Source organism: Pseudomonas sp. SR18 (assembly GCF_023701505.1).
Taxonomy (GTDB): Bacteria; Pseudomonadota; Gammaproteobacteria; order Pseudomonadales; family Pseudomonadaceae; genus Aquipseudomonas; species Aquipseudomonas cyclaminis.
Genome location: NZ_JAMQAU010000021.1, coordinates 1 through 22544, shown reverse-complemented (window position 1 = coordinate 22544; position 22544 = coordinate 1). Strand labels below are relative to the sequence as shown.

Below are 22544 nucleotides of genomic sequence, written 5' to 3'. Positions count from 1 at the left end.
GGATGTTTTATGCGAGAAAAGTCGTCCGTCGACAGCCTGTTTTTAACGCGTGCCGGTTTTGTTGAGTTCTTTGTTGTTTTCGTCAAATTCATACATGGTCTGAGCGCCATTCTGCCCCCGTTGGTGCTGGTGGTTTTCATCGACCCGATGGACCCGGAGCTACGTAGTCATTTCCTCGGCCTGCTGGTATTTTTCGCGGTCCTGACGATCATTCTGTTCCAGGCTCTGGGCATCTATTCCGAAGAATTGTTCAGTAACCGGCTACGCCTGAAAACCAAGATCAAGGCGTGGTCCGCGGCGTTTTGCATCCTGCTGTTCATGTACCAGATCCTGCAGTTTTTCCCGCAGTTGACCCCGCGCAACCTGGCCGCGTGGTACGTCGCCAGCCTGTGCCTGTTCTGCCTGGAACGCCTGCTGATGCTGCGCCTCTACCGCAACCTGATGCGCAAGGGCAAATACCTGCAACGCACGGTGATCCTGGGTTTTACCGACACCGCCGTGCACGTCGCCGACCACCTGCAACGCAATGGAGATATCCGCTCCGGACTGGTCGGTTTTATCGACGATCGCACCGAACGCATCCCCAAGGAATTGAGCAAGCTGCCCTTGTTGGGCAACACCCGCGACCTGGAAAAACTGATCCGCGCCGAACAGGTCAACCAAGTGATGATCTGCCTGCCATGGGCCGCCGAGCAGCGCATCCACGGGTTGGTCAACCGCCTGCGGCAGATGTCGGTGAACGTGATGTTGGTGCCCGACATGGCGGCCCTGCGCTACGGCCACAGCAAAATCACCGACGTCGGCGGCATCCTGATGTTCAACACCTCGCAACTGCCGCTGCGTGGCTGGTCGCCGGTGATCAAGCGCCTGGAGGATTGCTTTCTCGCCAGCCTGGCGCTGGTGTGTCTGTCGCCGGTGATGGTGGCCACGGCGATTGCGATCAAGCTCGACTCCAAGGGGCCGGTGCTGTTCCGCCAGAACCGCTACGGTTACAACGACAACGAAATCCGCGTGTTCAAGTTCCGCTCGATGTACACCGACCAGAGCGATTTCACCGCCGAACGCCAGACTACCCGCCAGGACCCACGTATCACCCGCGTGGGCCGCATCATCCGCAAGACCAGCATCGACGAGCTGCCGCAGCTGTTCAACGTGCTGCTGGGCAACATGTCGATGGTCGGCCCGCGCCCCCATGCCACCGCGACCAAGGCCGCCGGTGTTCCGTTTGAAGTGGCAGTGAGTGAGTACAGCTCGCGCCACCGCGTGAAGCCCGGCATCACCGGTTGGGCGCAGATCAATGGCTACCGAGGTGAGACCGACACCCTGTTCAAAATTCAGAAACGTGTCGAGTACGACCTGGAGTACATCTCCAAGTGGTCGGTGTGGTTTGACCTGTACATCGTTTTCATGACGGTCCCGGCCGTCCTTTCCACCAAGGAAGTCTATTGATGAATACCCTCAACGGATTGATTCCCTGCATCGTTTCCGGTGGTTCGGGCACCCGGCTGTGGCCGGTGTCGCGGCAGAACATGCCCAAACCCTTCATGCGCATGCGTGACGGCCAGAGCCTGCTGCAAAAAACCTTCCAGCGCGCCGCCAAACTGCCTGGGGTGCAAAGCGTACTGACAGTCACCAACCGCGACCTGCTGTTTCGCACCCTCGATGACTACCGGTCGGTCAACAACGCCCGCCTGCCTCTGGACTTGTTGCTGGAACCGTTCGGCCGCAATACGGCGGCGGCCATCGCAGTGGCAGCGTTGCATGTGCAGGAACACTTCGGCGGCGATGCGCAATTGCTGGTGATGCCTGCCGACCATTTGATTCTCAATGAAGTCGCGTTCGCCGACGCCGTGACCCAGGCCCGGGACCTCGCCGAAGCCGGCTACCTGGTGACCTTCGGCATCCAGCCCGACCATCCGGAAACCGGTTTTGGCTACATCGAACAAGGTGAAAAACTGCGCCACGGCAACCGGGTCAAACGCTTCGTCGAGAAACCCGACCTGGCGACCGCCCAAGGCTACCTCGACGGCGGCAAGCACTTGTGGAATGCCGGCATGTTCTGCTTCAAGGCCAGCACCCTGGTGGACGAACTGGCCGCCCATGCCCCGGACGTGCTGGGAGCCGCACGCGCCGCGCTGGAACACAGCCAGAGCCTGCAAAACAACACCTCGCGCCAGCGTGAACTGGACGCCGACGCCTTCGGCAGCGCGCCGGACATTTCCATCGATGTAGCACTGATGGAAAAGTCCGACCAAGTGGCCGTGGTGCCCTGTGACATTGGCTGGAGCGATATCGGCTCGTGGGAAGCCCTGCGCCAGCTCACCCCCAGCGACGCCCATGGCAACCAGGTCAATGGCGAAGCGATTTTGCATGACGTGCACAACTGCTACATCGACTCACCCAAGCGCGTATTGGGCGCCGTGGGCGTGCGCGACCTGATCATCGTCGACACCCCCGACGCGCTGCTGATCGCCGATGCCCAACGCAGCCAGGATGTGCGCTACATCGTCGCCGAGCTCAAGCGCCAGAACCATCCGGCGTACAGCCTGCACCGCACCGTCACCCGGCCGTGGGGCACCTACACCGTGCTGGAGGAAAGCAGCCGCTTCAAGATCAAGCGCATCGTGGTCAAGCCCCAGGCATCGCTGTCATTGCAGATGCACCACCACCGCAGCGAGCACTGGGTGGTGGTCAGCGGCGCGGCGCAGATCACCAACGGCGAACGGGAATTCCTGATCAACGCCAACGAGTCCACCTACATCCCGGCCGGGCACAAACACCGGCTGACCAACCCCGGCATCATCGACCTGGTGATGATCGAGGTGCAGAGCGGCGAGTACCTGGGCGAAGACGACATCGTGCGCTTCGACGACATTTACGGCCGTGCGCCCGCCGACGTGAAAAAATGATATGCGCACGTCCCTGATCATCCCGACCCGTAACGCCTCCAGCCACCTGGCACGCCTGCTGCCGGCGCTGAAGATGCAAACCCTGCAGCCGGACGAGATGCTGGTGGTGGACAGCGCCTCCAGCGATGACACCGTGGCGCGTTTTCGCGAGTTCGGCGCTCGGGTCGAAGTGATCGACGCCCGTGACTTCAACCACGGCGGCACCCGCCGCTGGGCCAGCGAGCAGGTGGGTGGCGATGCGTTGATCGTGATGACCCAGGACGCCATTCCCGCCACGCCCGAGACCTTCGCCAACCTGCTCGCCGAGTTGCAGCAGGACCCGCTCAACGGCGTCGCCTACGGACGCCAACTGCCCCACCCCGACGCGGGGGTGCTGGGCGCGCAATCGCGGCACTTCAACTACCCCGAGCACAGCCGCAGTAAAAGCCTGGCCGATGCACCCACGCTGGGGATCAAGACCTGCTTCAGCTCCGACTCGTTTTCCGTGTACCGGCGCAGTGCATTGCACGCGGTGGGAGGTTTCCCCGTCGACGTGATCGGCAGCGAAGACGCCTACGTCGCTGCGCGCATGCTGCTCGACGGCTACAAGGTGCGCTACGCCGCCACGGCGCTGGTGCATCACTCACACGATTACAAACTCATGGACGAATTTCATCGCTACTTCGATATCGGCGTGTTCTATGGCCGCGAGCCGTGGATCAAACAGGCCTTTGGCGACGCGGGTGGCGAAGGCAAACGCTATGTACTGGCCGAACTCGCGGCCTTGCGCAAAGCCGGCGCCTTGCACCGCGTGCCGGAGGTGCTGGTACGCAGTGCGTTCAAGTTGCTCGGTTATCGCCTGGGCCATCTTGAGCGTCGCCTGCCTCTCGCCCTCAAGCGGCGCATCAGCATGTTTCCCGGTTATTGGAGGTGAGCATCATGACCCACAGGAAGTCCCCCTTGATGAAACGAACCCTGCTCGTCGTGGCCATGATGGCTCTGGCCGCCTGCAATACGCCGGCGCGCATCGTGCCGCCCGACAGCAAGACCGTCGAGGAAGGCAAGCGCGCCCTCGAACAACTGGCCCAGCTGCCGCCGGCGGTAGAACGCATCCGTATCGGCGACCAGTTGCGCATCGTGCGCGATGCCGGCGAGATGCCGACGCTGTCGGCGTTCAACGTCAGCACGATCTACGAGTTGACGCTGTACACCGTGCAGACCGACGGCAAGATCAACTACCCATTCCTGGGCCCGATCCAGGTTGCCGGGCGCCAGCCCTCGGAGCTGGCGACAGAGCTGACCGGCAAGCTTGCGCAGACGTACCGCGAGCCGCGTGTGACGGTGAACATCAACCAGGCGCCCGGCAACACGGTGATTGTCGGCGGCGCGGTGAATAACCCGACGGCGGTGCAGATCGCCACGGCCAACACCTTGGAACAGGCGATTGTCGGCGCCGGCGGGGTCAGCCCGGCGGGCAACGCCAGCATGGTTGCGCTGCTGCGCGAAGACGCCCAAGGCGCCTATCGCGCTTATTTCCTGGACTTCAGCCAACTGCTCAGGACCGGCCCCAACGGGCGCAAACCGGTGCACCTGCAACGCGGTGATGTGGTGTTCGTGCCCAAATCCAACGTGGGCGAGCGCATTCAGGGAGTCGATACCTACATGAACCAACTGATCCCGTTCACCAAGTCCATTGGGGTTGGCTACAACTACACGCGCACCAGCGGCGGCAACAACTAAAGGAGCGACATCCCATGATCGAGATCCGTTCTTTTCGTGATCTGCTACGCCTGTTCTTCATCTTCCGGCACGAGTTCAAGCTGGCCGCCATTGCCGCGTTGGTGATCATACTGCTGGGGGCTTTCCTGCTGCCGGCCAAGTACGAATCCACCGCTCGACTGCTGGTGAAACCGGGGCGCGATTCGACCCTGCCCATTGAGATCAGTAACCGCCAGGCACTGGTAATGCCCAGCACCCAGCGCGACCCGATTGTCGATGAAGAGCGGCTGCTGACCGGGCGCCCTATCGTGAGGGCCGTGGCCGAGCACTACCTGGAAGCGATTGCCAATCAGCCGCCGCCCGAGGGCTTTTTGAAGCGCACCAAGTACTACGTCAAAAGTGCGGTCGACGGCGTCTTCGACGGCCTGCGCGTGGTCCTGGAAACGGTGGGCATCGTCGAAAAAACCACGCCGGTCGAACGCCTGGCAGCCAGCCTGGAGAAGAACTTCGACGTGAGCCACGCCGCGGGCTCCACGGTGATGGACATCAGCTTCACCTGGGGTGACCCGCAAATCGCCCAGGCGGTGGTCAAGGACTGGGTCGAGACCTACATCAACGAACGCACCCAGGCACTGGGGCGCAAGAGCCTGTATGTCTTCTATGAAGGCCAGGTGTCCACCAGCGCCACCGAGATCAAGAGCCTCAAGGAGCAGATTCTCAAACACCTCAATGAGATCGGCGCAGCCAGCATCACTGATCGCCTGGAGGACTTGTCCGAGCGCATCAATGTGTTGCGCGGCGAGACGTTCAATACTTCGCGCCTGATCGCGTCTTCCGACAGCGCCATCGGGAGCACCCGCACCCAGCTCAAGACGCAGCCCAAAGAAGTGACCACGGTGCGCCAGATCGCACTCAACCCACAGCAGCAAGACTTGCGTCGCCTGCTCAACCAGAAGCTGCTGGAAAAGGCCGACATGCTGCGCACCTACACGGATAACGCGCCGCCGGTCAAAGCTCTGGATGCGTCGATCCGCGCGATGCAGGCCCACGTCGCCAGCGAAAGCAACACTGTGCAGAGCTCGGAAAACCGTGCGCCCAACACCCTGGAAATCCACTTGCAGCGGGTGCTGCTGGATGAAACGAGCAACAACCTGGCACTGCGCACCCAACTGCTCCAGCAGCAAAAGCAACTGAGCAACCTGGAAGCCCAACGCAAGCAAGCCCTGGAGATCGAACCGGAGTTGACCCGCCTGGGCCGCGAGCTGAGCACCGCCGAACGCAACTACGCGCTGTACGTGGACAACCTGGAAAAGTCGCGCATCGACCGTGAACTGGATAACAGCCAGATCAGCAACATCGCGGTGATCGAAGAGGCCACCCTGAACCCCGGTCGCATCTTCCCGAAAACCCTGATGATGCTGCTGTTGGCGATTCCGTTTGCCATCGTCGTGGGCCTGTTGGTGATCTACCTGTGCTACCTGCTCGACCAGCGCATCCACGACGGCGGTTTGGTGGAACGCAAGTTCGGCCTGCCGCTGTGGACCACCCTGCCGGAGCTGGACACCAGCACCGCCCAAGGCACCAACGCGTTCAACGCGAGCATCTACCGCCTGTACGGCTTGCTGCAGTTGGAGCGGATTGCCGAGCAAGGCATGACGCTGGGGCTGACCTCGGCGCGCCATGGCGAAGGGGTGACATTTGTGGTGGAACACCTGCGTAGGTTGCTTGAGGAAAACGGCATCACCGTGCGTGTCGGCGGGGCTGAACCCGCCCAGCCGGGCGAAGTGGTGCTGCTGGACGCGTCCGCACTGCTGGATAACCGCGACGCGTTTATCAACCTGCGCCGCGCCGACCTGATCGCCCTGGTGGTGGAAGCGAATACCAGCACAGTGCCCGTGGTCGAGCACGCGCTGTCGATCCTCAATACGGCGTTCGGCAAGGTGGACGGCATCATCATCAACCGGCGTAAGTTCGAAGTGCCGGCCAAAGTGCTCAAGACCATCGCCAAGTACCAGAGGGTGTTCTGATGCGCATCGCCCTGCTCGCCCCATTGCCGCCGGAAAAAAACGGGATCGCCGACTACGCGAACCATTTCCGCACGGCTTTGGAACACCTGGGTGTGACGGTGCTGACGCCGTTGACCGGTGTGGCGGGCAACAGCGAGGCGATCAAGCAGGCCATCGCTGCGTTCGACTGGCAGAGCGTGGACCTGGTCCACGCCGAGTTGGGCGGCGGGCGCCTGGGTGAGTTTCTGGCCCTGCGTGAACTGCGCAAGGCCCACCCGGCCTTGCCCTTGACCGCCACCGTGCATGACCCGGAACGGATCGTGTGGCGGCGCGAGCAGTTGCCGTTTCCGTTGAACCTGCTGGAACGCTTGCCCAGCCCGCTGCCCCAGGCGGCGGTGGTGCTGGCCGACCCGCTGACCCTGCGTGAAGAGCGCCAGGTCGCAAAAGGCCTGACACGGCTGATCACCCTCACCCGCCTGGGCGCCGAATGCCTGAGCCAGCGCATGCAATTGCCGGCGGGCAAAGTGGCGGTGATCAACCACGCCAACCTGGCCATCCCACCCGTGCCGCTGCCGCCGCTGGACACGTTGCACCTGCTGTACTTCGGTTTTATCTACCGGGGCAAAGGCATCGAGGACCTGTTGCAGGCCCTGGCTGCTGTGTTCAAACAAGCCCCCGAACGGCGTGACCGTGTGCGCCTGACCCTGGCCGGTGGTACTGCTGCCGAAATGGCGTTCGGCGCAGGCGGCAATTACCTGGAACAGTTGAACAGCCAGATCGCCGACCTCGGCCTGACGGATGCGATCGACTGGCGACTGAACCTGCCGGCCGACGAGATCGCCCAGACTATCCAGGCGCACCATGTGATGGTGCTGCCGTACCGTGAATCGAAAAAACTCGGCCTGCTCGGGCGCCAACGCGGCACCAGCGGCGCGTTGTCCTGGGCAGCGGCGTGCGGTCGTGGTGCGATTACCTCGGATGCCCGTGCGTTTGCCGAAGAAGTCGCCAGCGGCAACGGCGCCATCTACCCCGAAGGCGACGTGGCCGCACTCAGCGAGCAACTGCTGCGCCTGGCGCGCACACCGCTGCTGGCCCGGGACTGGGCCGAGCGCGCCGGCGAAATCGGCCGCGAGCGCTTGTGGCCATTGACCGCGCTGAAATTCAAGACACTGTTTGAGCAGGCCATCGAGGGCACCCGCCATGGCACGTAAACACACCTACTTTGCCACCTTGGCCGTGGTCGCCGCCCTGGGCCTGACCGCGTTTTTGTGGGGGCGCCAGGCGGACGCCGAAAATCATGTGCTCAAGGGCAACAAAGAGGTGGTGTGGAAGGATTTTCTGGGGGTGAACGCGCAGTTCCTGTGGTTCAGCCCCGAGCGTTACCAGAAGCAGATCGACCGTCTCAAGGCGCTGGGCTTGGAGTGGGTGCGCCTGGACCTGCATTGGGATCAGTTGGAACCCGTCGAAGGCCAGTACCAAGTGGCAACCCTGGATCAACTGGTGGGCAAGCTGCAGGACAATCAACTCAAGTCGGTGTTCTACCTGGTCGGTTCGGCACCGTTCGCCACGACCGCACCGGTGGGTGCGCCGTATCAGGACCAGTACCCGCCGAAAGACCCGAACGTATTCGCCAACCGCATGGCATTGCTGGCCCAGCGCTACCCCAGCGTCGACGCCTGGCAAGTGTGGAATGAACCGAACCTGCTGGGCTTCTGGCGCCCGGTGGCCGATCCGGCCGGCTACGCCACGCTGCTGACCAGCACCGCCGCCGCGCTACGGGCCGTGACCCCGAGCAAACCGGTGGTCGCTGCCGGCATGGCGTTCTTCAGCGAAATGCCCAACGGCCAGACCATGTTGGACGCCCTCGGCGCACTCGGTGTGGCCAGCCTGAACACTGTTATCTCCTACCATCCCTACACCCAATTGCCCGAAGGCAACGACCCGGCCAACCTGGACTTTATCGCCAAGACCAGCGCGCTCAACCAGGCGCTGCGCAACGCCGGCGTGCAGACCCTGTGGAGCACCGAGTGGGGCTGGTCGACCTACACTGGTCCCAAGGACGCCCAGGACATCATCACCCCACAGGCCCAGGCCGATTACGTGGTGCGTCGCCTGGCACTGATGAGCGCGCTGGATTACGACAGGATCTTCCTGTTCACCTTGAGCGATCTGGACCAGCGCGCCAGCGTGCGTGATCAGTCCTACGGTTTGCTGGACATCGACGCCAACCCCAAGCCGGTCTACAGCGCGCTGAAAAACTTCCTCGACGTCAGCGGGCCAAAGCTCACCCCCGGCGACCCGCCCAGCGCCGACCAGTTGCCCGACGGCCTGTTCAGCATCGGCTGGACCCGCACCGACGGGCGCAAGTTGTGGTTTTTCTGGTCGGCCGAGGGCGGCAATGCACACTTGCCCGGCTTGGCCAGCGCCACCCTGTATGACCCGCTGCGTGGCACGCAAACCCCGGTGAGCGGCACCCACGGGCTGACCGTCACGGTCAAGCCGAACCTGCAAATTCTGTTATGGGAGTGAGGCCTGCCATGCGCATTCTATGGATCCTGCCCTACTCGCCCTCGCCCGCCACCAGCGGCGGCAAGACGCGCCAGTTCCATCTGCTGCGCAGCCTGGCGGCGCGTGGGCACCGGATCACCTTGTTGCTGCATGACAAGCACCCGGTGTCGCTCACCGACCGCCAGGTGCTGGAAGCGTTTGTCGAACAGTTGATCATCCTGCCGCGCCGCCCGTTGCGCAGCTTCACGACCCTGGTGGCCGGGCTGTTGGCGCCCTACCCGCTGCTGGCCAGCGTGAATGGCTTGTCGGGCGAGTTGCAGGACACCTTCAATTGGTTGCTGGGTGAGCCGTGGGACGTGGTGCAGATCGAGCACAGCTACAGCTTCCAGCCTTACGAAGATGCCCTGGCGCGTAGATCCCAGCCGTTTGTGCTGACCGAACATAATGTGGAGTCTGCCCTCGGCGCGGCCACTTACGACCGTTTGCCGCGCTGGGCGCTGCCCTTCATTCGCTACGATCAATGGCGCTATGCGCGCTGGGAACGCCGAGTGATGCGCCAGGCCGCGCAGGTGGTGGCCGTCACCGACAGCGACGCGAAGACCCTGGAAAAAATAGCCGGCAAACCGGTGCCCGTGGTGGTCAATGGCGTGGACTGCGATCACTTTGCCGGCGCCCATCCCGACCCGTCGACCCGCCGTGTGCTGTTCCTTGGCAACTATGAATACGCGCCGAACGTGGACGCCATCGAGTGGGCCCTGGATGAAATCCTGCCCAAGATCTGGGTGCGCTGCCCGGACGCGCGCATGAGCGTGTGCGGTTTTGGCATGCCGGACAGTTGGCGCGAGCGCTGGAAAGACCCGCGCATCGAATGGCAAGGCTTTGTGCCCAACCTGCTGAATCTGCAATCGAGCTGCTCGGTGTTTCTGGCGCCGTTGCGCCACGGCGGCGGTTCGAAACTCAAGGTGCTCGAAGCCCTGGCCGCCGGCTTGCCGCTGGCAAGCACCGAGCAAGGCGTCTCCGGGCTGGACCTGGTGGAAGGCCTGGACTACCTCGGCGGACAAAGCGCCACCGAGCTGGCCGATGCGGTGGTGCGCCTGCTGCAGTTTCCCGGCGCCGCCACCCCCATGGGGGAATCGGGCCGCGCCTATGTGCGTCGCGCCCATGACTGGAGCGTCGCCGCCAGCCAGCTGGAGCAGGTCTACGCCACCCTCGTGCCGCAAAACCAAAAGGAGCCGGCATGCGTGTAGGCCTGGATTACCGCACCGTCGGCACCTCGCCGCAATCGGGCATCAGCCGCCAGGTGTATGCGCTGGAAAGTGCGCTGCACACCCTGCCAAGCACCGAGGTCGAGCGCTTTACCGTGGCGCCTTTGGGCGATGAAACCCGGTTGTGGGCCCATTGTCCGCCCTGGGGCTGCGCCAAGACGGCCATGCATCAGCCGCAGAATCGCCTGCGTTTCGAGGCGGGTTTCCTGCCGCGGGCCTTGCGCGAGCAGCATATCGATCTGTACATCAGCACTTTCAATATGGGCCTGCCGCTACCACCCAAACCGCCGGGGTTGCGCACCGTCGTGATGTTGCATGATCTGTTTCAGATCACCCTGGACAACTACCACGCCAACCGGATGAAGGCGTTGATCTACAAGACCAGCGATCGCCTGTCGATTGCCTACGCGGTACACAGCGCCGACCGCGTATGGACGCCGTCGCAGTACAGCGCCGATGAAACCGCGCGGCTGTTTCCCAAGGCGGCGGGCAAGATTCGCGTACTGCCCAACCAGGTCGACGGGTTCTCCGCGCTGGCCGCCGACCTCAGCGCACGCCAGTTGCCAGCGCGTTACTGGTTGCTGGTGGGCACCCGCGAGTTGCGCAAGAACGTGCCGTTCCTGGTGGACGCCTGGCAGCAGGCACGCAGCCAATCATCCGCCGTGCCGGAGCTGGTCTTGGTAGGCAGCCTCGATCATTTGCCCGAAGCCCAACGCGCGCTGCCGGGCATTCGCGCCTTGAGCGGTGTGTCGGATGCAGAGTTGCACGCGCTGTACCGCCAGGCCTCGCGCCTGTGGCAACCCTCCTATGCCGAAGGGTTCGGCCTGCCGGTGATCGAAGCGCTGAGCGTCGGCACCCCCGTCGCGGTGGCCAGCGGTACGTCACTGGATGAAATCACCCCGCCCTCGGCCCCGCGCTTTTCGCCCACCGATGGCCCGGCGCTGGTGCACTTGATGGTCGGCCTGGGTGAGCAGGCCGACGAAGAATCCCCCGAGCAACGGCGCCAATGGGCGCAGCGCTTCAACCACCAAGCCTACCGTCGGCGCCTGGCCGAACTGATCGAGGAACTGACGTGAGAGACAATCTGGCAAGCCTCGTCGCGATCCTCTTCGGCCTGCTGTTTGGCGCCCTGGCCCTGCTGCTGTCGCCGGCCAAGGCGTTTGTCGCCGTGGCTGGCCTGGCGGCGGCGGTGACCATCCTGCGCTTTCCGTTCTGGGGCCTGTTGCTGTTTGCCGCCGTGGCGACGTTCATGCCGTACTCGACGGTCAACCTGGGCATTCGTACCACGGTGAGCGAGGCGATTCTGGCCCTGACCTGGGGCGCGATCCTGTGGCACAGCTTCCTCTCGCGCCTGCCCCAGGCGCCCAGCCTGGTCCGACGTCCCACCGATCAGATGCTGCTGTGGTTGATGCTGTTCAGCGTGTTCCCCTTCATCGTCGGGCAGGTCATCACCCAGGCCGACAGCAGCAGTGGCCTGGCCAACTGGCTGCGCTGGTTGCTGAACCTGTCGGGGGTGTTCCTCGCCGCTAAATTGCTGGTGGACCAGAAGCGCCGCGAGTCCCTGGTGATCGCCCTGTTGCTCGGCACCCTGGCGATGCTGGTGCTGTCCATCGCGGTGTTCGTAAGTACGCGCTCAGGGGCCGGGATCGCGCCCATCCTGAGGCTGTTCAACTACGCCAACTTCGACACGCTCAAATTTGGTCTGGAGGCCATGTCTTCGCGCATGGGCTCGCCGTGGACTCACCCGAATGCCATCGGCGGGATCATGGCGTTGCTGCTGCCACTGGCCTTCTGTTTCGGCATGACCGAGCAAGGCTGGAAACGCGCACTGGGCCTGGGCGTGGCCTGCTTGGGAGCGGCCGCGCTGCTGTTGGCAAGTAGCCGTGGCGCGATGGTCAGCCTGGCGCTGGTGCTGATGTGGATGGCCACGCGGCGCGTGCCGTACACCGGTCGCCTGTTGATGATCGGCGCGGCGCTGACGGTGGCGCTGGTGATGGCTTATCCGCCGTTGCAGGATCGTCTGGCGACGATTTTTTCCTCGGACAACGCCAGTACCGAAGTGCGTTTTGACGAGTACCGCATGTTCCCTCAAGCCGTGGCGGCGTACCCGTTGGGCATCGGTTTCAAGGTCGACCCGCCGGTGCCGGGCACTCACCTGCTGGGCATCTCCAACCTGTGGCTGAACTACATCTACAAGATCGGCCTCGTCGGCATGCTGCTGTTTGTGGCAGTGACCGTGCGCTGGTGGCGTGAAGCCCGCCCGGAGAAAGGCCCGATCCGCCTGACCAAGGACAACGCCCTGTGGCTGGGCACCACGGCGGGAATTCTGGCGGCGCTGGTGAGCGGCTTGTTTGACCACTACTTCAGTTTTGCAGTGGTGATGGTGGCGCTGTTCTGGCTGATGGTGGGCATCAACGTACTGGAAGCGCGGCGACTGTTTCCGGCGCGCCTGCCGCAGGTCAAAACGGTGGTCTATCGCAAACCGCTGCTCAACGGCGCACAGCCCTGATGCTCGGCTCCGCTGCATGGCTGACCCTGGCGACGCTGCTGGGCCTGTGCCTGGGGTTTGCGCGTGAATGGTTGCTGGTGGCGGCCTGGGGCGCGGGAGAACGCAGCGATGCGTTCCTGATTGCGCTGTTTTTGCCCGAGGCGCTGCGCATGTCATTGGCCGGCGGCTTGCTCAGTGCGGCGGCGTTGCCGTTGTACCTGGCGCGCAAGGACGGCGAACGGCTGGACTGGCTGGCGGTGTTGTTTCCGGCCTTGATGCTGATCGCCCTGGTCACCAGCCTGCTGCTGACGTTGTCGGCGCCGTGGCTGGTGCAAGTGCTCGGACCGGGCCTGGCCGACACTGCGACGGCGATGGCCAGCAGCAACCTGCAAGTCGTCGCCTGGTGCGTACCGGGCTTGATGCTGCATGCGTTGTTCAGCATTCCGTTGCAGGCCAGCGAACGTTTTGTGCTGGCCGGGCTGGGCTCGTTGTTGTTCAACCTGCCACCCGTGACGTACCTCGCCCTCGCGGGCACCGCGACCCAACCTCACTCACTGGCCCTGGCGTGCCTCGCCGGGAGCCTGCTGATGCCACTGGCGTTGCTGCCGTCGATGTGGCGTCAGGGCTGGCGGCCGTGGCGCTGGCAACTGACCTACGCGCCGCTGCGCGAGCTGGGCGAACGTATCGGTCCCTTGTTGATCAGCAACGGGGCCAGCCAGGGCCTGGCGCTGATCGAAAGACTCGTGGCCTCGCTGCTCGGCGAGGGCGCGGTGACGTGGGTCAACCTGGCCCGCAAGCTGATGAACCTGCCGCTGATTGCTCTGATGAGCCTCAACCAGGTGCTGCTGGGCATGATGAGCCGGCGCCAGGGCGATGCGCGCCTGGCTCTGCTCAAGCGCGGCCTGGAAACCGCCAGCGTGCTGACCCTGCCCGCCGGCGTCGGGCTGGTCGCTGCGGCACCGAGCCTGGTGGCGCTGCTGTTGCCCCAACAATCGGCGGACTCGCCGTTGCCGCTGCTGCTGGCGTGGTTTGCCGTGCCGTTGGTGTTCGGCGCCTGGAACGCCTTGCTTGCGCGTTACGCCTACGCCGCCGGCGACACGCGCCAGCCGCTGCGTTGCGAATTGCTCGGCAGCCTGGTCAACGTGCTGCTGCTCGGCGTATTGCCGTTTGTGTTCGGCCTGGCCGGGATTCCACTGGCTGCGCTGGCGGGCGTGATGTGCACCGGGCTGCTGCTGATGCAGCGCCAGGCACTGCTCGGCGCCCTGCCCTGGGCACGGCACTGGCTGCTCAATACGCTGGCGCTGGGCGTGGCGGCACTGGTGTTGTTTCGTCTTGAAGGCGTGTGGCTGCAACTGGGGCTGAGCACCCTGGCCGGCGCGGCGGTGTTGCTCGGGATGGGGCTGTGGCTCAAGCCATGGCGCAAGGCATGAAGGATCGACTGGGGAGACACCCATGAAACATCGCTGGATCCAGATGGATATCGCCAAAGGCATCGGCATCCTGGTGATCGTGTATGCCCACAGCTGGTTTGTTGCGACGTCCCGGGAGCTGATGTATCCGATCCTGGCGTCGTTCGTGCTGCCGTTGTTCTTCTTTCTGTCCGGGGTGTTTTTCAAGCCAGAGCAGCCGTTTGTGGAAATGGCCGTGCGCAAGGCCGATGGCCTGCTCAAGCCTTTTTTCTTCACCATGCTGTTGTATGTGATCGTGCGCGATGTGTTACGCGGCCAGCCGTTGCTGCCGGACATCGGCGGCGTGCTGTACGCCTCGGTGGACACCATCCCGTGGCAGGCGCTGTGGTTTTTGCCGCACTTCTGGGTCGCGATTCTGTTCAGTTGGCTGCTGTTGCGCCTGATCCAACGCCTGCCGCTCGCACTGAGTTGCGTGGTGATGCTGGTGCCGCTGCTGATTGGCATCTGGACGCTGCCGTGGTTCTGGCAATTGCCGGTAACCATCGGCGGCCACGCGTGGGTGTTGCCAGGGTTGCCGTTCAGCCTGGATATCACCCTGATCAGCAGCGCGTGTTTTGTCTATGGCTACTTGCTGCGCGACTGGCTGCGCACGCATGAGGGCTCCTTGCTGACCTTGCTGGTTTCCATCGGGTTGTTCGCTGCGGTGTTCCTCTATCGAGGCGATACCATGGACCTGGCGCAACGACGCTACGACCATTGGCTGTGGACCAGCCTGCTGGCGGTGATCGGCGTGTACCTGTGCTGGGCGTTGGCGCGGGTGCTGATGGTATCGGCACTGATCACCCGGGCTATGACCTATATCGGCCAGTCGACCCTGATCCTGTTGATCTTTCATGGCGAGATCCAACACAAGACCTTCGACCTGATGGAGCGTCTCGGGCTGCATGCATTTATCGCGGCCTGCATCGGTTTTGTCGTGGCGGTGGTGGTGCCGTTGTTGATCGGGGAAGTGATCAAGCGGGTAGCGTTCTTGCGGTTTTTCTACTTTCCGTTTCCGGTACGCAAAGCGCCTGGACAGCGCCGCTGAACCTATGTGGGAGCGAGCAGCGCCCACATAGGCCTGTGTTTCAATCGTCCAGTTGTTGCGGGGCGGGCTTGCTGCCCGGTTTGGCCGGTTTGGCGCCCTTGGCTGGCGCAGGTGGGGCCGGCTCGGGTTCTGCGGCGGCAGCGGCTTCTTTCTCCGCCATGGGCATCTGGTCGATGGTGCTGAAGAACTCCTTCAGGTCGAGGGTATCCGGTGGCACGGTTTTCTCGACTTTTTTCTCGCCGTCCTTGCCAATAAGGATCACCTTGGTGCCACTGCCCGCGCCCAGTTTGAGCGCACGGATCAGTGCGTTGGTTTCGGGCGGCGTGAGCTTTTTGTTGTCCTTGGGGTCTTTGGCGAACTTCTCGCCTTCGGCGCCGATACTGCCGAACTTCACGGTGTAGAACACCATGGCGCGCTCTTCAAAGGACTGCTTGGTGGCAGGTTCGTCCAGTTGTTTCTTGAGGGTCGCCAGCGTGGAGTTGCCTGAATCAAGCTCCACCACCACAAGCGGCCGGGCCTTGCCCAGGTCCTGCTTGAGCGGGTTGATATCATCAGCAGCCAACAGCGGCCCCGTAAAAGCCATCAAGGTAGCCAGGGTCAGCGACCGGATGAGCATGCGCACCTCCTTTGAATTCCATGCAGGGTTCTTGAGTTTCATGTCTGCGACAGTCAAATTCAAGGATGATTCCTACACAGCTTTAAGAAAGCGTAGGTCAGGGAGCCCGCTAAGCAAGGGTTTGGCGCGAACATGCGTGATTGTTTCCGTTGATTGCGGACACATTACGAGACCTTCCAGTCCGGCCAATGCCGCGCAAACACAGGGGCCACGACAGGGTCGGCATCCACCTGCGCCAGCGTCTGGGCAAAGCCGGGGGCCAAGCGGCTCAATGCCTCACGCGCGTCGTCCCAGCGCGACACGGCTGCGGCCATGATTGCCAGTGCATTCGGCTCACCGTTCGGGGCAAACAGCTGGTGTTCGAACTGATCGGCGAACACCACCCAGGCCTGATGCAGGTAGCGACGAGTCCCGGTTACCAGCTGCGCTTGGGCCGCTTCATTGGCATTGCCCAGCCAGCGTTGCGGGTAGTCGATAATACCAATCGCCGAATAGCAATTGGCGGCGATGTACACCAGGCCCCTGATGACTTGCGCACGGTCGCCGCCCAGCAGCTGTGAGCCGGGAAACTCAAGGCCCAGGTGGATCAGGATCGCCGCACTTTCGGTCAGCACCTGGCCATCGGGCGTGACCAACGTAGGGATCTGCTTGAGCGGGTTGATGCGCGCCAGGGCATCGCTGCCCGCGCTTTCCTGCCACGAGCTGGCGTCCACCCGGTGCCACGGCACCGCGCAACGTTGCAAGGCAATCTCGATCATGCAGGAGCCGGATTCGTCAGTGCCGTAGAGCGTGTACATGGGCGTTGTCTCCTATCGCTGGGGATACACCGTGGTTAAAGGTCAGAACAGCCCCATCTGTCCGCCGACCAAGGTGCTGAAATCGTCATTCACAAACGGCAGAATCGCGTCCGCCACCGGCTGCAACTGCCGGGTGACGTAGTGATCGTAGTCGATGGGGGCTTGGCGCACTTCCAGCGGCTCAGGGCCGTTGACACTGATCACATAGCTGATCCAACCGCCACGCTGGTACTGGCGCGGGCGCCCGAGGCGGTCGTTGTAGTCATCGGCCAGGCGCGCGGCGCGCACGTGGGGCGGCACATTGCGTTCGTAGTCATCCAACCGGCGGCGCAGGCGCTTGCGGTAGATCAGCAGTTCGTCGAATTCGCCGCTCAGGGTACGGCGCACGTAATCGCGGATGTAGTCTTGATGGGGCAGGCGGTGGAAGATGCGCTGGTAGAGTTCCTGCTGGAATTGCCGGGCCAGGGGCGACCAGTCGCTGCGCACGGTCTCCAGGCCTTTGTAGACCATGTCTTCGCGGCCATCGGCGCGGGTGACCAAGCCGGCATAGCGTTTTTTGCTGCCCTCCTCCGCACCGCGAATGGTCGGCATGAGAAAGCGCGTGAAGTGGGTTTCGTATTGCAGCTCCAGGGCACTTTGCAGGCCGAATGCACTGTGCAGATGCTCGCGCCACCACGCATTGACGTGCTGCACCAATGCCTGGCCAATCCGGCTGGCATCCTCCTGGGAATGGGCCTTGCCGAGCCAGACGAAGGTGGAGTCGGTGTCGCCGTAGATCACCTCATAGCCTTGAGCCTCAACCAGCTCGCGGGTCTGGCGCATGATCTGGTGGCCGCGCATCGTGATCGACGAGGCCAGCCGGGTATCGAAAAAGCGGCAACCACTGGAACCGAGCACGCCGTAGAACGCGTTCATGATGATTTTCAGGGCTTGGGACAGCGGCGCATTGTGTTCACGCTTGGCCACTTCGCGGCCCTCGGAGACACGGGCGACGATGGACGGCAGGCAATGACGCGTGCGGGAAAAACGCGCACCGCGAAAGCCTTCTACCGAGTCGCTGTCTTCCGGGTATTTGAGGCCTTCGATCAGGCCCACGGGGTCGATCAGAAAGCTGCGGATGATCGACGGGTAGAGGCTTTTGTAATCGAGTACCAGCACCGATTCGTAGAGGCCGGGACGCGAGTCCATGACAAACCCGCCGGGGCTGGCCTGGGGCGGTTTGTCCCCCAGGTTGGGCGCGACGAAACCCTGGCGGTGCATCAGCGGCATGTACAGGTGGGTGAATGCGGCGACCGATCCGCCATTGCGGTCGGCCGGCAGCCCGGTGACGCTGGCCCGTTCGAGCAGGAACTTGAGCAGTTCAGTCTTCTCGAAAATCCGCGTGACCAGTTCGCAGTCCTTGAGGTTGTAGCGCGCCAGGGCAGGCTTGTCCTCGGCGAACATGCGGTTGATTTCGTCCATGCGCTGGTAGGGCGTGGAGATGTCCTTGCCTTCGCCCAGCAGGGTTTGCGCGACGTTTTCCAGGCTGAAGGATTCGAAGCTCCACGTGGCTGATCGCAGGGCTTCGATCCCGTCGATGATCAGGCGCCCCGCCGCTGCGGCGAAGTAATGATTGCGGCTGCCGTGTTCGCGCCAGGCCATGGGTTCGTCGCCACGCCCGAGCATGAGCGGCACCTTGAGGTGTTGGGCATGCTCGTGGAGCACGCGCAGGTCGAACTGCACCACGTTCCAGCCGATGATCGCGTCTGGATCAAAGGTGGCGAGCCATTGGTTGAGGCGTTCGAGCAGTTGGGCGCGGGTGTCGCAGTAGTCGAGCTTGAAGTCGACTGAATCGGTTTTGTTCGGCGGGCCGAGCATGTAGACCTGGCGCTCACCGCAGCCTTCGAGGGCGATGGAATACAGGTCGCCCTGGGCGGTGGTCTCGATGTCCAGGGACACCAGTTTGAGCGGGGGGCGGTAATCGGGCGCGGGTTTCATCTGCGCGTCGCACAGCGCGCCCGTGGCGTCGGGCGTGCCGCCGAACCAGACGGGGGCTGTGATGAAGCGCTCCATCATATAGCGCTCAGGCGGGCGTACATCGGCTTCGTAGACATCGACGCCGGCCGCGCGCAGGCGTTTTTCCACATCCATCAGTTGGCGGTGCTGGCGGGTATACAGGCCCAGCACCGGACGGTGGTGGAAATCGCACAACTGCAGCGGGCGCAGTTCGATATCGCGCTCGCCCTTGAGCAGCCAATCAAGTGGCTTGCGGTGGGCTTCAGGGATAAACATCACCGAGGTCTGCACGGGTAGGCGGATAAACCTTGGCCCCTGGTCGGTGGCGAGCCAGAAACTCACCTCCGTGCCCGCCGGGGTATCGCGCCAATGCCGGGTCAGGACAAAACCCTGCTGTAAATCCACCGTACCGCACCTCAGGAATCGCTTTCAGGCGTTGATTCTACGCGGCATCGTGGCAAACGCCCCCATGAAAGCTGAAAGCGGTAAGCGCGGGCATCAGCAATGATGCCCGTTTGGTTCACGCCCGACGGGCTTTGTTCAGAAAGTCTTCGATATTACCCATTTGCTCGTCCCAGCCACGAGAGTTCATCTTGAAGGCCTTCTGGCGGCGGGCTTGGGGCACGTTGTAGAAGCCGGATTCGACCACCCGCAGCAGGATGCCCGGCGCGCGATCTTCAATGGTGAACTCCACAAGGGTGGGCGTTTCCTTGTCATAATCGACGCCCTTCTCCACCGCAAACGGATGCCACCAGAAGGAAAACAACGTCTGTGGCAGGATGCGTTCGATTTTGGCTTTCCAGACAACGTGCTCGTAACCTGGGTAGGTAATCTGGGCCTCGATGGTTTCTCCGGCCACAAAGACTTTGTCCTTAAGGGCGACGCCAAACCAATGACCGAATTGCTCGGCATTGGTCAGCGCTTCCCAGACCTGTTTGCGTGAAGCGTTGAGCAGGACCTTTCGCTCGATGCGATCTAATACGTGCATAAGTCACCTCCTCCATTGACAGTAGGCGACATCAAACAATGCGCAACCTGAGGTTGTAAGCAATGATGATGACCCCCTCCTTGAACCCGGCAATACGTTATGACTGAACCATTGAATGGAAGTTGCTTCTGCAAAGGTGTGCGCTATCAGGTGGACACATTGGATATGCCCATCAGCCACTGCCACTGTATAAGTTGCCGCAAAATACACGCGGCGGCGTTTGTCGCAACGGCCGGGGTGATGCGCGAGCATTTTCGCTGGACGCAGGGAGAGGAACTGCTCGTGGCCTTCCAATCGTCACCGGGTAAATTCAGACATTTCTGCAAGTGCTGCGGCTCACACCTGATGGCGGAACGCAGGCAGCAACCTCATGTCATTGTGCGAGTGGCGACGCTGGATGATGATCCGGGCGTCAGTCCTACCTCGCACATCTGGACGAGTCATGAAGTGCCCTGGCTTGCCTATGAGGACGTGGAGCACTGGGACGAGTGGAAGATATGACCTAGACGCGCGGATCGCCCGGTGCCTTGGCCGGCGTTGCATATTGCGGCTTCAGGTGACCTTCCTGGTCCAGCAACCAAGCATCCATGATCTGCCGCACCACCGGCCCCGCGACGCGACCACCCGCCTCGCCGTTTTCGATCATCACCGAAATTACGATTTTCGGATGTTCCGCAGGAGCAAAGCCGACAAACAAGGCGTTATCACGGTGGCGTTCCAGGGTTTTCTCGCGGTTGTAGCGTTCGCCCTGCTTGATCGCGACTACCTGGGCGGTGCCACTCTTGCCGGCGATGCGGTATTGCGCGCCTTGCGCAGCAGCCCGGGCGATACCGCGCGGATCGTGCATCACCAGTTGCATGCCGTGGTTGACCTGCTCCCAGTCACGCGGGTCTTTGAGCACAACGTTCGGCATGGGGTTTTCGTCAACGGGCGGTACGCCATTGATCGTCTTGGCCAGGTGCGGTCGGTTCCATACACCTTTGTTGGCGATCAGCGCAGTGGCCTGGGCCAGTTGCAGCGGCGTGACCTGCATGTAGCCCTGGCCGATGCCGAGGATCACGGTTTCGCCCGGAAACCAAGGCTGGCGGCGGGTTGCACGTTTCCAAGCCTGGGATGGCATCAGGCCAGCTGACTCTTCGAACATATCCAGGGAGACCTTCTGACCAAGGCCGAATTCCGCCAGATAGTCGTGCAGGCGGTCGATACCCAGCTTGTGGGCCAAATCGTAAAAGTAGGTGTCGTTGGAGCGCATGATGGCTGCGTCCATGTCCACCCAACCGTCGCCACTGTGGTTCCAGTTACGGTATTTATGGTCGAAGTCGGGCAGTTGGTAGTAACCGGGGTCGAACACCCGGGTTTGAGCGGTGACTACGCCGCTGTCCAGACCGGCGATGGCCACTTCTGGCTTGATGGTCGAGCCCGGTGCATACAGGCCTCTAAGGACGCGGTTGAACAGAGGTCGGTCGATGGAGTCGTGCAGTGCAGCGTATTCCTTGAAGCTGATGCCGGTGACGAACAGGTTCGGGTCGAAACTCGGTTTGCTGACCATGGCCAGTACTTCGCCTGTTTGCGGGTCAAGGGCAACCACGGAACCACGGCGATCGCCAAGCGCCTCCTCTGCCGCTTCCTGGAGTTTAACGTCAAGGCTCAGGACGATACTTTTTCCAGGGATCGGATCGGTGTGCTTGAGCACTCGCAGCACACGGCCCTGGGCGTTGGTCTCGACTTCTTCATAGCCGACATGACCGTGCAACTCGGACTCGTAGAATCGCTCAATACCGGTCTTGCCGATGGATTGCGTGCCGCGGTACTCCACCGAGTCCAGGGCCTTGGATTCTTTCTCGTTGATGCGTCCCACATAGCCAATGGAGTGAGCGAAGTGCGCGCCTAGCGGATAGTGACGGACGAACTGCGGCTCTACGTCGACACCTGGCAGGCGAAACTCATTCACTGCCAGCAATGCGATCTGTTCTTCGGTCAACTCGTAAAACAATGTCACTGGGACAAAAGGGTGACGTGCCTGCTTCAGGGCTTTGTCGAACAGTCCGCGGTCCTCGGCAGGCAGGTGCAGAAGGTTGACGATATCGTCCAATTCGCCCTTGAGGTCGGCGGTGCGCTCCCGGGTGATGGTCAGGTTGTAACTGGGGCGGTTGTCGGCGAGTACCACGCCGTTGCGGTCGTAGATTAGCCCACGCGTCGGCGTGATGGGCAGCACATGAACACGGTTGTTTTCAGAGATGGTGGAGTGATAGTCGAACTGCACGACCTGCAGGAAATACATACGCCCCACCAGGGCGCATGTAATGCCAATCACCAACAGCGCACAAGCGAGCAGGCGTTTATTGACCAGACGGTGCTCTTTTTCGTGATCTTTAATCGTTATAGGTTCAGGCATTGCTACCGCATCTCGTTGAAGAAGGTCGACGCCGCATCCTGCGATGAAAGATCAATCCTTGGGAAAATGTGCTGCACCATACCAAAAATGCAGAAACACTTTGCATTGAATTCCTCAACGGTACTTGGAGGAGGGTTTGCAGATTGATGGCTAGGGGGTCGTCCTGCCGCCCCGGCGGATATACGAGAAGCGCCCCGGAGCAATTGCGGCGCTTTCCGAGCGCCCAAAACAAAACCCCTGTTTGCGTTAGCAAACAGGGGTTCTGGAATTTAATCTTGACGATGACCTACTCTCACATGGGGAAACCCCACACTACCATCGGCGATGCATCGTTTCACTACTGAGTTCGGGATGGGATCAGGTGGTTCCAATGCTCTATGGTC

At 62.3% G+C, this 22544-nt stretch carries 18 protein-coding genes and 1 rRNA gene; 13 read left to right on the top strand and 6 right to left on the bottom strand.

What is annotated here, in order from left to right; all coding sequences use genetic code 11:
* Positions 1–9: 9 nt before the first annotated feature.
* The 12 genes from NDJ82_RS24355 to NDJ82_RS24300 are packed head-to-tail and all read left to right on the top strand — an operon-like array spanning position 10 to position 15370.
* Positions 10–1449, top strand: a complete 1440-nt coding sequence (locus NDJ82_RS24355; RefSeq protein ID WP_250926453.1) for an undecaprenyl-phosphate glucose phosphotransferase — start codon at positions 10–12, stop codon at positions 1447–1449.
* Positions 1449–2909, top strand: coding sequence for a mannose-1-phosphate guanylyltransferase/mannose-6-phosphate isomerase (locus NDJ82_RS24350; RefSeq protein ID WP_250926452.1), 1461 nt, complete (start codon positions 1449–1451; stop codon positions 2907–2909). The genes NDJ82_RS24355 and NDJ82_RS24350 overlap by 1 nt, the downstream gene beginning before the upstream one ends.
* 1 nt (position 2910) lies before the next feature.
* A complete protein-coding gene (locus NDJ82_RS24345) occupies positions 2911–3822 on the top strand; it encodes a glycosyltransferase family 2 protein (protein WP_099584846.1) in 912 nt (303 codons plus the stop codon).
* A 29-nt stretch (positions 3823–3851) separates the two neighbouring features.
* Positions 3852–4628, top strand: coding sequence for a polysaccharide biosynthesis/export family protein (locus NDJ82_RS24340; RefSeq protein WP_099584845.1), 777 nt, complete (start codon positions 3852–3854; stop codon positions 4626–4628).
* Between the two features lie 14 nt (positions 4629–4642).
* Positions 4643–6634, top strand: coding sequence for a GumC family protein (locus tag NDJ82_RS24335; protein ID WP_099584844.1), 1992 nt, complete (start codon positions 4643–4645; stop codon positions 6632–6634).
* The gene (locus NDJ82_RS24330; protein ID WP_191948404.1) at positions 6634–7824 is read left to right on the top strand and encodes a glycosyltransferase; all 1191 of its coding nucleotides are present in this window, start codon (positions 6634–6636) and stop codon (positions 7822–7824) included. Before NDJ82_RS24335 ends, NDJ82_RS24330 begins: the two co-directional genes overlap by 1 nt.
* On the top strand, positions 7814–9142 hold the full coding sequence (locus NDJ82_RS24325; protein ID WP_250926451.1) for a GH39 family glycosyl hydrolase: 1329 nt from the start codon (positions 7814–7816) through the stop codon (positions 9140–9142). Before NDJ82_RS24330 ends, NDJ82_RS24325 begins: the two co-directional genes overlap by 11 nt.
* A gap of 8 nt (positions 9143–9150) precedes the next feature.
* Positions 9151–10368 (top strand): glycosyltransferase family 4 protein, encoded by a 1218-nt coding sequence (locus tag NDJ82_RS24320; protein ID WP_158876386.1) that lies wholly within the window; start codon positions 9151–9153, stop codon positions 10366–10368.
* Positions 10359–11462 carry a glycosyltransferase family 4 protein gene (locus NDJ82_RS24315; protein WP_250926450.1) on the top strand — a complete coding sequence of 368 codons (1104 nt, stop codon included), beginning with the start codon at positions 10359–10361 and terminating at the stop codon, positions 11460–11462. Before NDJ82_RS24320 ends, NDJ82_RS24315 begins: the two co-directional genes overlap by 10 nt.
* A complete protein-coding gene (locus tag NDJ82_RS24310) occupies positions 11459–12895 on the top strand; it encodes an O-antigen ligase family protein (RefSeq protein ID WP_250926449.1) in 1437 nt (478 codons plus the stop codon). The genes NDJ82_RS24315 and NDJ82_RS24310 overlap by 4 nt, the downstream gene beginning before the upstream one ends.
* Positions 12895–14304, top strand: a complete 1410-nt coding sequence (locus NDJ82_RS24305; RefSeq protein WP_250926448.1) for a lipid II flippase MurJ — start codon at positions 12895–12897, stop codon at positions 14302–14304. Before NDJ82_RS24310 ends, NDJ82_RS24305 begins: the two co-directional genes overlap by 1 nt.
* A 22-nt stretch (positions 14305–14326) precedes the next feature.
* Positions 14327–15370: an acyltransferase family protein gene (locus tag NDJ82_RS24300; RefSeq protein ID WP_250926447.1), complete on the top strand. Its 1044-nt coding sequence runs from the start codon at positions 14327–14329 to the stop codon at positions 15368–15370.
* A 40-nt stretch (positions 15371–15410) separates the two neighbouring features.
* Here the strand turns inward: NDJ82_RS24300 and NDJ82_RS24295 are convergent, their stop codons facing one another.
* From NDJ82_RS24295 to NDJ82_RS24280, 4 genes are all read right to left on the bottom strand, one after another.
* Entirely contained in the window at positions 15411–15986 is a 576-nt protein-coding gene (locus tag NDJ82_RS24295; protein WP_112194421.1) for a DUF4174 domain-containing protein, read from the bottom strand.
* 164 nt (positions 15987–16150) lie between these two features.
* A complete protein-coding gene (locus NDJ82_RS24290; protein ID WP_250926446.1) occupies positions 16151–16783 on the bottom strand; it encodes a glutathione S-transferase N-terminal domain-containing protein in 633 nt (210 codons plus the stop codon).
* A 42-nt stretch (positions 16784–16825) separates the two neighbouring features.
* Positions 16826–19183 (bottom strand): DNA polymerase II, encoded by a 2358-nt coding sequence (locus NDJ82_RS24285; protein ID WP_250926445.1) that lies wholly within the window; start codon positions 19181–19183, stop codon positions 16826–16828.
* 115 nt (positions 19184–19298) lie between these two features.
* The gene (locus tag NDJ82_RS24280; protein WP_250926444.1) at positions 19299–19766 is read right to left on the bottom strand and encodes an SRPBCC family protein; all 468 of its coding nucleotides are present in this window, start codon (positions 19764–19766) and stop codon (positions 19299–19301) included.
* Between the two features lie 99 nt (positions 19767–19865).
* Here NDJ82_RS24280 and NDJ82_RS24275 point away from each other — a divergent pair, with 99 nt between their 5' ends.
* A complete protein-coding gene (locus NDJ82_RS24275) occupies positions 19866–20267 on the top strand; it encodes a GFA family protein (RefSeq protein ID WP_099584832.1) in 402 nt (133 codons plus the stop codon).
* Position 20268: 1 nt separating this feature from the next.
* Here the strand turns inward: NDJ82_RS24275 and mrdA are convergent, their stop codons facing one another.
* Positions 20269–22161, bottom strand: a complete 1893-nt coding sequence (gene mrdA, locus NDJ82_RS24270; RefSeq protein ID WP_099584831.1) for a penicillin-binding protein 2 — start codon at positions 22159–22161, stop codon at positions 20269–20271.
* 273 nt (positions 22162–22434) lie between these two features.
* Positions 22435–22544, bottom strand: a 5S ribosomal RNA gene (rrf, locus tag NDJ82_RS24265); the annotation flags it as partial.